Origin of the sequence: Pseudomonas chlororaphis subsp. chlororaphis (assembly GCF_003945765.1) — a bacterium.
Classification (GTDB): Bacteria; Pseudomonadota; Gammaproteobacteria; order Pseudomonadales; family Pseudomonadaceae; genus Aquipseudomonas; species Aquipseudomonas chlororaphis.
Genome location: NZ_CP027712.1, coordinates 4431543 through 4443927 on the forward strand (window position 1 = coordinate 4431543; position 12385 = coordinate 4443927).

Annotated in this window: 11 protein-coding genes; 5 read left to right on the plus strand and 6 right to left on the minus strand. The window is 63.0% G+C overall.

Features of this window, described 5'->3' with window-relative positions:
* The first annotated feature begins 31 nt into the window (after window positions 1-31).
* Genes C4K27_RS19955 through C4K27_RS19965 form a run of 3 tightly spaced genes read left to right on the plus strand, consistent with a single transcriptional unit; the run spans window position 32 to window position 2575 of the window.
* Window positions 32-1882 carry a sigma-54-dependent Fis family transcriptional regulator gene (locus C4K27_RS19955; protein WP_053261850.1) on the plus strand — a complete coding sequence of 617 codons (1851 nt, stop codon included), beginning with the start codon at window positions 32-34 and terminating at the stop codon, window positions 1880-1882.
* Between the two features lie 25 nt (window positions 1883-1907).
* A complete protein-coding gene (locus C4K27_RS19960; RefSeq protein ID WP_223816003.1) occupies window positions 1908-2201 on the plus strand; it encodes a type II toxin-antitoxin system Phd/YefM family antitoxin in 294 nt (97 codons plus the stop codon).
* Complete coding sequence (locus C4K27_RS19965; protein ID WP_007929631.1) at window positions 2198-2575, plus strand: type II toxin-antitoxin system VapC family toxin; 378 nt, start codon at window positions 2198-2200, stop codon at window positions 2573-2575. Before C4K27_RS19960 ends, C4K27_RS19965 begins: the two co-directional genes overlap by 4 nt.
* Before the next feature lie 72 nt (window positions 2576-2647).
* On the opposite strand, the gene cysS is transcribed toward C4K27_RS19965, so the two are convergent.
* A complete protein-coding gene (cysS, locus tag C4K27_RS19970) occupies window positions 2648-4030 on the minus strand; it encodes a cysteine--tRNA ligase (protein WP_053261852.1) in 1383 nt (460 codons plus the stop codon).
* Window positions 4031-4048: 18 nt separating this feature from the next.
* Entirely contained in the window at window positions 4049-5746 is a 1698-nt protein-coding gene (locus C4K27_RS19975; RefSeq protein ID WP_053261853.1) for a glutamine--tRNA ligase/YqeY domain fusion protein, read from the minus strand.
* 277 nt (window positions 5747-6023) lie between these two features.
* Here C4K27_RS19975 and C4K27_RS19980 point away from each other — a divergent pair, with 277 nt between their 5' ends.
* Both C4K27_RS19980 and lpxH read left to right on the plus strand, forming a co-directional pair.
* A complete protein-coding gene (locus C4K27_RS19980) occupies window positions 6024-6527 on the plus strand; it encodes a peptidylprolyl isomerase (protein WP_007929634.1) in 504 nt (167 codons plus the stop codon).
* Window positions 6524-7273: a UDP-2,3-diacylglucosamine diphosphatase gene (gene lpxH, locus C4K27_RS19985; protein WP_053261854.1), complete on the plus strand. Its 750-nt coding sequence runs from the start codon at window positions 6524-6526 to the stop codon at window positions 7271-7273. Before C4K27_RS19980 ends, lpxH begins: the two co-directional genes overlap by 4 nt.
* A gap of 155 nt (window positions 7274-7428) precedes the next feature.
* On the opposite strand, the gene C4K27_RS19990 is transcribed toward lpxH, so the two are convergent.
* From C4K27_RS19990 to C4K27_RS20005, 4 genes are all read right to left on the minus strand, one after another.
* A complete protein-coding gene (locus tag C4K27_RS19990) occupies window positions 7429-8958 on the minus strand; it encodes a DHA2 family efflux MFS transporter permease subunit (RefSeq protein ID WP_053261855.1) in 1530 nt (509 codons plus the stop codon).
* A gap of 65 nt (window positions 8959-9023) precedes the next feature.
* A complete protein-coding gene (locus tag C4K27_RS19995; protein WP_053261856.1) occupies window positions 9024-10226 on the minus strand; it encodes an HlyD family secretion protein in 1203 nt (400 codons plus the stop codon).
* Between the two features lie 15 nt (window positions 10227-10241).
* Window positions 10242-11711, minus strand: a complete 1470-nt coding sequence (locus C4K27_RS20000) for an efflux transporter outer membrane subunit (protein WP_053261857.1) — start codon at window positions 11709-11711, stop codon at window positions 10242-10244.
* Window positions 11712-12185, minus strand: a complete 474-nt coding sequence (locus C4K27_RS20005; RefSeq protein ID WP_053261858.1) for a MarR family winged helix-turn-helix transcriptional regulator — start codon at window positions 12183-12185, stop codon at window positions 11712-11714.
* Window positions 12186-12385 lie beyond the last annotated feature (200 nt).

The following is a 12385-nucleotide window of genomic DNA, read 5'->3' on the forward strand; positions in this document are numbered from 1 at the left end:
ACAATAAAAGCGTTTTCAGAGACCTACCGCCATGAGCGCACCTGCCTCACCGCTGTCTCACGAGACCATCATCAAGGACTCCTGGAGTCGCTGCCGGGCCTTTGGCCTCAGCCACCAGAGCGCGCCCGCCTTCGACCAACTGCCCGCCGAGCGCATCGCCCAGTTGCTGGAGAGCCAGCATGCCCTGGTGCAGACCACCCACCAGGAAGTCCTGCCCTACTACGAGAACATCCTCAGCAACTCCAATTGCCTGATCATGCTCGCCGACAACCAGGGCCAGGTGCTGACGTCCTGGGGCACCCAGCGTTTTATCCAGCCGAGCCTGGCCCGTGGTTTCAGCGCCGGCGCCAGCTGGCTGGAACACTGCAGCGGGACCAACGCCATCGGCACCGCCCTGGCTTGCGAACAGGCGGTGCATATCGAGCACGATGAACACTTTCTCAAGGCCAACCGCTTCATGACCGGCTCGGCCGCGCCGATCTTCGATGCCGAGCGCCGGGTGATCGCGGTGCTGGACGTTTCCAGCGACAGCTACCTGCCGCCCTCCCACACCCTGGGCATGGTCAAGATGATGAGCCAGACCGTGGAGAACCGGCTGATCCTCAACCTGTTTGAAGGCCGGCATTTCCAGCTGACCTTCAACACCGGCCTGAACAACCTCGACAGCCAGTGGGCCGGTTTGCTGATCTTCGATGACAGCGGCCAGGTGCTTTCTGCCAACCGCCGCGCCGACAACCTGCTGGGCATCAGCCTGTCGCGGGTCGGCATCGAAAGCCTGTTCAAGGTGTCCCTGCTGGAGTTGCTCAACCAGCCCGAAGGCCTGCCCTTCGCCCTGCAGGCCGCCGGTCGCAACCGCTTCCATTGCCTGCTCAAGCGTCCAAGGCAGGTGCCGATCCAGGCCCGGATCTTTGCTGAGGCGCCTGCCCGCCCAGCCCCCGCCAGCGCCGATGCTGTCAGCCTGAACACCCTGCACTTCGGCGACAGCCGGGTGGAGAAGGCCGTGCGCCAGGCCGAACGCCTGCTGGAAAAGGACATTCCGCTGCTGATCCACGGCGAAACCGGCGTCGGCAAGGAAGTTTTCGTCAAGGCCCTGCACCAAGCCAGCTCGCGGAGCAAACAGGCGTTCATTGCCGTCAACTGCGCGGCGATCCCCGCCGAACTGGTGGAGTCCGAGTTGTTCGGCTATGAGAAAGGCGCCTTCACCGGCGCCAGCCAGAAAGGCAGCATCGGCCTGATCCGCAAGGCCGACAAAGGCACGCTGTTCCTCGACGAAATCGGCGACATGCCCTTGCCGACCCAGGCCCGCCTGTTGCGTGTGCTGCAAGAGCGTTGCGTGCAACCGGTGGGCAGCAGCGAGCTGTTCCCGGTGGACATCCGCATCATCTCGGCGACCAACCGCTCCCTGCGCGAACAGGTGCAACTCGGGCGTTTCCGCGAGGACCTGTATTACCGCATCGGCGGCCTGACCCTGGAGTTGCCGCCCCTGCGCGAACGCAGCGACAAACAGGCGCTGTTCAAGCGCATCTGGGAGCAACACCGCGAGTCCGGCCAATGGGCCGGGCTCAGCCGCGATGTCCAGGAACTGTTCGAGCGCCATCCCTGGCCGGGCAACCTGCGCCAGGTCAGCAGCGTGATGCAGGTAGCGCTGGCCATGGCCGAAGAACAGCCGATCCGCGCCGAGCACCTGCCGGACGACTTTTTTGTCGACCTGGACATGGAGCCAGCCACCAGCCACGAACCGCCCGGCGACATCGACCTGCAAGACACCCCCGACCTGCACCGCCAGCTCAAGGCCGTGGGCGGCAACATCTCCCTGCTGGCCCGGCGCCTGGGGGTGAGTCGCAATACCCTGTACAAGCGCTTGCGACAGCTGGATACATAAAACCTGACCTGCCGTCTGCCTCGGCTTGGCCGGGCTCGAATATTCTGGCTATATTTGTCCAGAATATTGGAGAAGCCTCATGATCACTGTCCCGCTGGCAGAAGCCAAAAACAACCTGTCCAAACTGGTCGACGATGCCGCGGCAGGACAGGTCATTACCATCGCCAAACACGGCCGTGCCCTCGCCCGCCTGGTTCCCGTCGGCAAACCGTCGGGGCAGCGCATTGGTGCAATGAAAGGCAAACTGGTGCTGCCCGACGACTTTGACGCCCCGCTGCCGGACGACATGCTCGACGCCTTCGAAGGTACCCGGGAGTGAGAGTCCTGCTCGACACACACATTCTGCTCTGGACCCTCAGCGACGATCCGAAGTTGTCGGCCAAGGCCCGAAAGCTGATTGAAAGCGCTGCCGAAATCTATATCAGCGCCGCCTCTTTCTGGGAGATGGCCATCAAGGTTGGCCTGGGCAAGCTTGATGTGGACCTGGAAGAGATTCGCGAATATTGCCTGGCGAGCGGTTTCATCGAACTGGCCATCACCTCGGAACACGCCATTGCGGTCAAAGACCTTGAACATCACCACCGCGATCCCTTTGACCGGCTGATTGTGGCCACCGCGATCAGCGAACCTATGAAGCTGCTGACCGCCGACCCGCTAGTCGCCAAGTACAGCTCCCTGGCCATTCTGGTTTGATCCCGCACAGATAGATCGCAGGCAAACAAAAACCCGCGCAAGGCGGGTTTCTGTTTGTCGCCAGTACAGCAATCAGTCAGCCAGGCGCCAGGTAGTCCCGCCCTTGCCGTCTTCCAGCACCACGCCCATGGCGGTGATCTGGTCGCGGATGCGGTCGGACTCGGCCCAGTCCTTGTTGGCCCGGGCCGCCAGGCGCGCCTGGATCAACGCTTCGACCTGCGCCGCGTCGACCCGGCCTTCGGCACCGGCCTGCAGGAAGTCGTCGGCGTCCAGCTGCAGCACACCCAGCACGTCCGCCAGTTCCCGCAGGCGCGCCGCCAGACCGGCCGCCGCATTGAGATCGCTCTCGCGCAGACGGTTGATCTCGCGCACCATCTCGAACAGCACCGCACAGGCTTCCGGCGTGCCGAAGTCGTCGTTCATCACCTCGGTGAAACGCTCGACGAAGGCTTCGCCACCGGCGGCCGGTACAGTCGGCAGGCCTTTGAGGGCGTGGTAGAAACGCTCCAGGGCGCCCTTGGCGTCCTTGAGGTTGTCTTCCGAGTAGTTGATCGCGCTGCGGTAGTGGCTCGACACCAGCAGGTAACGCACCACTTCCGGATGGTATTTGTCGAGCACGTCGCGGATGGTGAAGAAGTTGTTCAAGGACTTGGACATCTTCTCGCCATTGATGCGGATCATGCCGCAATGCATCCAGGCATTGGCGTAGGTCTTGCCGGTGGCCGCCTCGCTCTGGGCGATCTCGTTTTCATGGTGCGGGAACTCGAGGTCGCTGCCGCCGCCATGAATGTCGAAGGTCTCGCCCAGGCAGCAGGTCGACATCACCGAGCATTCGATGTGCCAGCCCGGACGCCCGGCGCCCCATGGCGATTCCCAGCTCGGCTCGCCCGGCTTGGCGGCTTTCCACAGCACGAAGTCCAGCGGGTCCTGTTTCGACTCGTCGACTTCGATCCGCGCGCCGATGCGCAGGTCTTCGATCTTCTTGCGCGACAGCTTGCCGTAACCGAGGAACTTGCCGACCCGGTAGTACACGTCGCCGTTGCCCGGCGCGTAGGCGTAGCCCTTGTCGATCAGGGTCTGGATCATCGCGTGCATGCCGGCGATATGGTCGGTGGCACGCGGTTCCATGTCCGGCTTCTTGATGTTCAGGCGCGCTTCGTCTTCGTGCATCGCCGCGATCATGCGCTCGGTCAACGCCTCGAACGATTCGCCGTTCTCGTTGGCCCGATTGATGATCTTGTCGTCGATGTCGGTGATGTTGCGCACATAGGTCAGGTCGTAGCCGCTGAAGCGCAGCCAGCGGGTCACCAGGTCAAAGGCGACCATGCTGCGGCCGTGGCCCAGGTGGCAATAGTCGTACACGGTCATGCCGCACACGTACATGCGCACCTTGTTGCCATCGAGCGGTTTGAAGACTTCTTTGCTCTTGGTGAGCGTGTTGTAGATCGTTAGCACAAGGAGTTCCTTAACTGATCACTGACCCCAGGAGTCGCGCAGGGTCACGGTACGGTTGAATACCGGTGCGCCCGGTTTCGAGTCCTTGATATCCGCGCAGAAGTAACCTTCGCGCTCGAACTGGAAACGGTCTTCCGGCTGTGCGTTGCCCAGCGAGGGTTCGGCACGACAACCAGTGAGGACCTGCAGGGAGTCAGGGTTGATGTTGTCCAGGAAACTTGCGCTGTCTTCGGCCTTCTCCGGGTTCGGCGAACGGAACAGGCGATCGTACAGGCGTACTTCGCACTCGACGCTGGCGGCGGCCGGCACCCAGTGGATCACGCCCTTGACCTTGCGCCCTTCCGGGTTCTTGCCCAGGGTGTCCGGGTCGTACGAGCAACGCAGCTCGACGATGTTGCCATCGGCGTCCTTGATCGCCTCGTCGGCGCGGATCACGTAGCTGCCGCGCAGGCGCACTTCGCCGGCCGGTTCCAGGCGCTTGTAGCCCTTTGGCGGCTCTTCCATGAAGTCGTCGCGATCGATGTAGATTTCACGGGCGAACGGCAGCACCCGCACCCCCATGTCTTCTTTCGGGTGACGCGGCAATTCGAGGTTCTCGACCTGGCCTTGCGGATAGTTGGTGATCACCACCTTCAGCGGACGCAGCACGCACATGGCGCGCGGGGCGCTGTGGTCGAGGTCGTCACGGATGCTGAATTCCAGCATGCCGAAGTCCACCACGCCGTCGGAACGGTTGGTGCCAACCATTTCGCAGAAATTGCGGATGGATTTCGGCGTGTAGCCACGACGGCGGAAGCCCGACAGGGTCGACATGCGCGGGTCGTCCCAACCGTTGACGTGCTTCTCGTCCACCAGTTGCTTGAGCTTGCGCTTGCTGGTGATGGTGTAGTTCAAGTTCAGGCGGCTGAACTCGTACTGGCGCGGCTGCGCCGGCACCGGCAGGTTTTCCAGGAACCATTCGTACAACGGGCGATGGCTTTCGAACTCCAGGGTGCAGATCGAATGGGTGATGCCTTCGATGGCGTCCGACTGGCCGTGGGTGAAGTCGTAGTTCGGGTAGATGCACCACTTGTCGCCGGTCTGGTGGTGATGCGCATGGCGGATGCGATACATGATCGGGTCGCGCAGGTTCATGTTCGGCGAGGCCATGTCGATCTTGGCCCGCAGCACGCGTGCACCGTCCGGGAACTCACCAGCGCGCATGCGGGCAAACAGGTCCAGGTTCTCTTCGACGCTGCGATCGCGGAACGGGCTGTTCTTGCCCGGCTCGGTCAGGCTGCCACGGTATTCCTTGGCCTGCTCGGGGGTCAGGTCGTCGACATAGGCCTTGCCCGCCTTGATCAGCTCCACCGCCCAGTCGTGCAGCTGGTCGAAGTATTGCGAGGCGTAGCGCACTTCACCGGACCACTCGAAGCCCAGCCACTTGACGTCGCTTTCGATGGCGTCGATGTATTCCTGGTCTTCCTTGGCCGGGTTGGTGTCGTCGAAACGCAGGTGGGTGACGCCGCCGAATTCCTGGGCCAGCCCGAAGTTCACGCAGATCGACTTGGCGTGACCGATGTGCAGGTAGCCGTTGGGTTCCGGCGGGAAGCGGGTCACGATCTGTGTGTGCTTACCCGAGTCCAGGTCCGCCTGGATGATCGGGCGCAGGAAGTTGACCGGAACGGCCGGTCCGGTCTTGGAATTCGAGGTAGGGTCGACAGTGGGCTTGCTCATAGGATCCTTGAACGTACAAGTGCGCGGCCGGTGCGGCCTGATAAATCAAAACGGATATCATAGCCGATGCGGTCAAGCCCCTGACAGAGCGGGCTTTAAATCTGCCGTGATTAATCCGTCGCAAATGAAAAAACAGCCTCGAATTTCACGCCCGTCACGCTAAACTGCGCACCTTGGCGGATTTTTGCCAGCGCGGTTCCGGCCCGCGGGCCCCAGGCCTGCCTCCCGGAACCCGGGAATTCCTTGAAAACGCTCCTCCTTATAAAGAGTACCGATCATGACCCAAGTCAAACTGACCACCAACCACGGCGACATCGTGCTGGAACTGAACGCCGAGAAAGCCCCGGTCACCGTGGCCAACTTCGTCGAATACGTTAAAGCCGGTCATTACGAAAACACCGTATTCCACCGCGTCATCGGTAACTTCATGATCCAGGGCGGCGGTTTCGAGCCAGGTATGAAAGAAAAGAAAGACAAGCGTCCAAGCATCCAGAACGAAGCCGACAACGGTCTTTCCAACGACAAGTACACCGTCGCCATGGCCCGCACCATGGAGCCGCATTCGGCTTCCGCGCAGTTCTTCATCAACGTTGCTGACAACAGCTTCCTCAACCACAGCGGCAAGACCGTGCAGGGCTGGGGCTACGCGGTATTCGGCAAAGTGGTTGCCGGCACCGAAGTGGTCGACAAGATCAAAGGCGTGGCCACCACCATGAAGGCCGGCCACCAGGACGTACCGGCAGAAGACGTGATCATCGAGAAAGCCGAGATCGTTGAGTGATACTGCTGATTTCAGATTTGCATCTGATCGATGCGCGCCCGGACATTACCCGGGCGTTTCTGGATTTACTGGGCGGACGTGCCCGCTCGGCGCAAGCGCTGTATATCCTGGGAGATTTCTTCGAGGTCTGGATCGGCGACGACGCCATGACCCCCTACCAGCTTTCCATTTGCCAGGCACTGCGCGAGCTCAGCGACAGCGGCACGCAGGTTTTCCTGATGCATGGCAATCGCGACTTCATGCTCGGCAAGGCCTTCTGCAAAGCCGCGGGCGCGACCCTGCTCAAGGACCCGAGCGTGGTCGACTTCTACGGCGAGCCGGTGCTGCTGATGCACGGCGACAGCCTGTGCACCCGCGACGAAGCCTACATGCGCATGCGCCGCTACCTGCGCAACCCGGTTTCGTTGTGGATCCTCAGGCACCTGCCGCTGCGCACCCGGCACAAGCTGGCGCGCAAGCTGCGCAATGAAAGCCGCGCGCAAACCCGCATGAAGGCCAACGACATCGTCGACGTGACCCCGGACGAAGTGCCGCGGATCATGCAGGCGTTCAAGGTGCGGACCCTGGTCCACGGCCACACCCACCGCCCGGCCATCCACAAGTTGCAGATCGGCGACCAGGCCGCCAAGCGCATCGTGCTGGGGGACTGGGACCGTCAGGGCTGGGCCTTGCAGGTGGATGAACAGGGCTTCCAGCTGGCGGCTTTCGACTTCGTGCCGTCGCAGCAGGCATTGCCCCGCCTGTAGCCGCTGCCGCAGGCTGCGATAAGGCCCGAAGGGCCTTGCGAGGCCTTCCAGGCGAACGCTGCGCGCTCTATCGCAAACAAGCTCGCTCCTACAAAAAAGTACCTCCCCTGTAGGAGCGATCTTGCTCGCGATAATTCCTCTGCCCTACCGCACCATCAATGCCCCGCCGACGCCGGCCCGGCCTTGGCGGTGAACGGCGGCTTGGCCAGCCATACCAACAGGATCAGCGCCATGAAGCTCCAGCCCAGCAGCGTGAAGTAGTCCACGGTGGACATCATGTATGCCTGCCCGGTCAGCACCTGGTCCAGCTGCGCGTAGGCCTGGTTGCTGGCACCGCCCAAGGAGTTCAGGGCATCGCGGGTGGCCGGCTCGAAGGTGCTGATGTGTTCGCCCATGTAGGCATGATGCTCGTTCGCCCGGCGGATCCAGATCCAGGTGGTCAGCGAGGCGGCGAAACTGCCACCCAGGGTCCTCAGGAAGGTGGCCAGGCCGGCGCCATCGGCAATCTGGTGCGGCGGCAGGTCCGACATCAGGATGCTCAGGGTCGGCATGAAGAACAGCGCCACGCCGATACCCATGAACAGCTGCACCAGGGCGATGTGCTGGAAGTCCACCTCGTTGGTGAACCCGGCGCGCATAAAGCAGCTCAGGCCGATCGCCAGGAACGCCAGACCGGCCAGCAAGCGCAGGTCGAACTTGTGCGCGTACTTGCCGACGAAAGGCGACATCAGCACCGGCAGGATGCCCATCGGCGCCACCGACAGGCCGGCCCAGGTCGCGGTATAGCCCATCTGGGTCTGCACCCATTGCGGCAGGATCAGGTTGATGCCGAAGAAACCGGCATAACCGCCCACCAGCACGATGGTGCCGATGCGGAAGTTGCGGTGGGCGAACAACCGCAGGTTGACCACCGGATGGCGGTCGGTCATTTCCCAGATCACGAACACCGCCAGGGCAATCAGCGAAATCAGCGTACCGATGATAATGAAGTTGGATTCGAACCAGTCCAGGTCGTTGCCCTTGTCGAGCACGATCTGCAAGGCCCCGACGCCGACGATCAGGCTCAGCAGGCCGATGTAGTCCATCGGCTGGCGACTGGTCACCACCGGCCGCGCCTTCAGCTGCTGCCTGACCACCCAGGCGGCGAACAGGCCGATCGGCACGTTGATGAAGAAGATCCACGGCCAGCTGTAACTGTCGGTGATCCAGCCGCCGAGAATCGGCCCGGCAATCGGCGCCACCACCGTGACCATCGCCAGCAGCGCCAAGGCCATGCCCCTTTTCGCCGGTGGGTAGACTGCAATCAGCAGGGTCTGGGTCATCGGGTACAACGGCCCGGCCACCACCCCTTGCAGCACACGAAAGCCCACCAGCTCGGGCATGGAGGTGGAAATCCCGCAGAGGAAGGAGGCCAGCACGAACAGCAGGGTGGCCCAGATAAACAGCTTCACCTCGCCGAAGCGCCGGCTCAGCCAGCCGGTCAGCGGCAAGGCGATGGCGTTGCTCACGGCAAACGAGGTGATCACCCAGGTGCCCTGCTCCGAACTCACCCCGAGGTTACCCGATATGGTCGGCAGGGCCACGTTGGCGATGGTGGTGTCGAGCACCTGCATGAAGGTCGCCAGCGACAGGCCGATGGTGCTGAGCAACAGGCTGGGCGGCGTGAAAGAGGCGTTATTGCTCATCGCGAATCCTATGAAGCGAGGCAGGTGCCGCGGCCGCTAACGGCCGCAGCAGAGGGATCGGCGAATCAGCGCTGCGCGGTCTTGCCGATGGCGGCGCTGTTGTCGTGGATCAGGCGGGCGATCAGGGCATCGGCCTCGCCCAGCTGGCGGTCGTAGACGTTGGTGCTGAACGATGCCTTTTGTGGCGGCTGCTGGGCCAGCACGGGACCGCTCTGGTCATGCAGGTCGACGTTGACCACCGTCGACAGGCCGACCCGCAGCGGGTGCCTGGCCAGTTCTTCGGCATTCACATGGATGCGCACCGGTACCCGCTGCACGATCTTGATCCAGTTGCCGGTGGCGTTTTGCGCCGGCAACAGGGCGAAGGCACTGCCAGTACCGGCGCCCAGGCTGTCGATGGTGCCGCTGTACTTGACGTCGCTGCCGTAGATATCGGCTTCGATGTCCACCGGCTGGCCGATGCGCATGTCACGCAGCTGGGTTTCCTTGAAGTTGGCGTCGATCCACAGCTGGTCGAGCGGGATCACCGCCATCAATGCGGTACCCGGCTGTACCCGCTGGCCCAGTTGCACGGTGCGCTTGGCGACATAACCGGTCACCGGGGCGATCAGGGTGCTGCGGGCGTTGGTCAGGTAGGCCTGGCGCAGTTGCGCGGCGGCCGCCTGCACGTCCGGATGGTTCGATACCACGGTGTCGTCCACCAGAGCGTTGGTGGTGTTGAGCTGCTGCTGGGCATTGGCCAGGGCGTTCTGCGCCGAGGTCAGGTCGTCACGGGCATGGGACAGTTCTTCCTGGGAAATCGCCCCGCTGCTGGCGAGGGTCCGGCGGCGGCTGAAGTTGTCCTGGGCCTTTTGCACTTCGGCCTTCTGCGCCGCCACCTGGGCGCGCATGCCGTCGACATTGCTGTACAGCCCGCGCACCTGGCGCACGGTACGGGCCAGGTTGGCCTCGGCGCTTTGCAGGCCGACCTCGGCATCGTTGGGGTCGAAGTTGATCAGCACCTGGCCTTCGTGGACCAGGTCGCCATCGTCGGCGCCGATGCTGACCACCGTACCGGTGACCAGCGGGGTGATTTCCACCACGTTGCCGTTCACATAGGCGTCGTCGGTGCCTTCGTTCCAGCGTCCGTAGAGTTCGTACCAGGCAAAGACCCCCAACCCGCCCAGGACGATCAGCGCCACCAGGCCCAGCAGCATGACCTTGCGCTTGCGTGGGTTGGCAGTGTCTGGGGTGTTTTCGGGAGCGTTGTTGGTTGCGGCAGTGGCCATGATGAGTACCTTGAATTATTGAGTGCGCGAGGCTGGGGTCGGGGTGGCCGCGGCCAGATTGTCAGTCTGGAAACCACCGCCCAGGGCCTGCATCAGTTGGATCGACAGGTCGATCTGCTGGGCATTCAGGGTCGCCAGCTGACGCTGGGCCTGCAGCAACTGCTGCTCGATGCTGAGCACGTCCAGGTAATTGCCGATCCCCGAGCCGTAGCGCTGGACCACGGTGTCGTAGGAGTCCTGGGCGATGTCGGTGGCGTGTTGCTGGGCGGCGATCTGCCGACCGATGTCACGCAGCTGGGAAATGGTGTCGCTAACATCCCCCAGGGCATTCACCAGGCTCTTGTTGTACTGCGCCACGGCCAGATCGTAGTCGGCGTCCCGGGCATCCAGGTCGGCGCGCAGGCGGCCACCGTCGAAGATCGGCAGCGACACGGTCGGGGCGATGTTGAAGAAGCGGCTGGCCGATCCGAACATCGCGTCCCCCAGCAACGCTTGAGTGCCGGCAGCGGCGCTCAGGTTGAGGTTGGGATAGAAGTTGGTCTTGCCGGCGTCGATGCTCTTGCTCGCCGCCTCGACCCGCCAGCGCGCGGCCACCAGATCCGGACGGCGGCCCAGCAGTTCCGCCGGCAGCACCGACGGCAGTGCCACCGCGCTGGCCTGCAGGACTTTCGGCCGGGCGATTTCGTTGCCCCGGTCCGGGCCTTTGCCGAGCAATACCGCGAGGGCGATCTTGGCGCTCTGCAGGTTTTTCTCGGCATCGATCAGGCTGGCTTCGGAGCTGGCCTCCAGGCTTTCGGTCTGCTGGTACTGATACTGACTGTCAATGCCCGAGCTCAGGCGTTTCTGGCTCAGGTCGAGCATCTGCCGGGTGCGCTTGAGGTCTTCAGTGGCCAGGTCATGGACGATATGCGCCTGGCCCAGGTCGCTGTAGGCCCGGGCCACGTCGGCGGCGAGGGTCAGTTGCGCGGCCTGGCGATCGATCTCGGCGGCGCGGGCCTGGCCCAGGGCGGCTTCCCAGGTATCGCGCTGGCCGCCCCAGAGGTCGAAGGTGTAACTGAAGTTGCCTGTCAGGCTGCGCATCGTGCTGTAGTTGTCGCCCTGCCCGCTCGGGTCCTGCGAACGGGACAGCCGCGAGCGGCTGACACTGCCGCTGGCGTCCAGGGTCGGCATGCGTGCCGCGTCCGCGGCATAGGCCGCCGCGCTGGCCTGGTGGGCCCGGGCGCTGGCGATCTGCATGTCGGGACTGTCGTGCAGGGCTTCGCGGATCAGGCCATCGAGCTGTGGATCGCCCAGGCTCTTCCACCAGTCACTCTTCGGCCAGGCCGCCGGCGACAAGGTCACGCCATTCAGGGATTGTCCGGCCTTGAGGGATTTGGCATCGAGGCTCACCCCTTCGGTTGTCAGGCCGCTGTAGTTGGCACATCCCGCCAGGCTCATGGCCAGCAGCACCAGGCTCAAACGGGCACGCAAGGTTTTACTGCTCATTTACTTATCACCTACCCGCAACACAGTGATCGGGTCACCGGCCGCCAGCAAAATTTTCTTGAGGAGCTGTTCCAGGGTTTTCAACTCTTCGGGGGTAATGGCGCCGGCCAATTCATTCATGGCGTCGGCACCGATGTGCGGCAGACGGTCGGCGAGCTTCTGGCCCTCGTCGGTGAGCACCAGGCGCACCTGACGGCGGTCGTGCTCCGAGCGTTGGCGGGCGAGGAAGTCCTTCTGCTCCAGGCGATCGAGCATGCGGGTCATGGAACCGCTGTCGAGGGACAGGTGGCGGCACAGCTCGGCCGGGGTGTCGACGCCGAACTGGGCCATGATGATCAGCACCTTGAACTGCGCGGCGGTGATGCCGTGGGGTTCCATATGGGTGTCGATGATCCGGTCCTTGAGCAGGGCCGCGCGGCCCAGCAAGAGCCCGAGGTGGCAATTTTGGAAACCGTCTGGGGTGAAGTGTTTCATCTGACCACCTGTTAGCTGCCTAGGCAGCGAAAGTATGTCGAGATGTTACTGCCTAGGCAGCCAATATCCAAACAATAATTAGCATGCTTACTATTAAGCTAATTAATGGGAAAGCCTTGAAGTCGAAAATCGGCGGGAGAAATACCGGCTGGAGGGGCGGCGTGGTGAACACCAGCCCCCTCGCCAAAGGGGACTGGATT

What these genes read in the sequence shown, in the direction of transcription:
- C4K27_RS19975 (WP_053261853.1), bottom strand. Translation starts at nt 5,746, where the DNA reads ATGAGCAAGCCCACTGTCGACCCTACCTCGAATTCCAAGACCGGACCG.
- C4K27_RS20005 (WP_053261858.1), bottom strand. Translation starts at nt 12,185, where the DNA reads ATGAAACACTTCACCCCAGACGGTTTCCAAAATTGCCACCTCGGGCTC.
- C4K27_RS19995 (WP_053261856.1), bottom strand. Translation starts at nt 10,226, where the DNA reads ATGGCCACTGCCGCAACCAACAACGCTCCCGAAAACACCCCAGACACT.
- C4K27_RS19955 (WP_053261850.1), top strand. Translation starts at nt 32, where the DNA reads ATGAGCGCACCTGCCTCACCGCTGTCTCACGAGACCATCATCAAGGAC.
- C4K27_RS20000 (WP_053261857.1), bottom strand. Translation starts at nt 11,711, where the DNA reads ATGAGCAGTAAAACCTTGCGTGCCCGTTTGAGCCTGGTGCTGCTGGCC.
- C4K27_RS19990 (WP_053261855.1), bottom strand. Translation starts at nt 8,958, where the DNA reads ATGAGCAATAACGCCTCTTTCACGCCGCCCAGCCTGTTGCTCAGCACC.
- C4K27_RS19980 (WP_007929634.1), top strand. Translation starts at nt 6,024, where the DNA reads ATGACCCAAGTCAAACTGACCACCAACCACGGCGACATCGTGCTGGAA.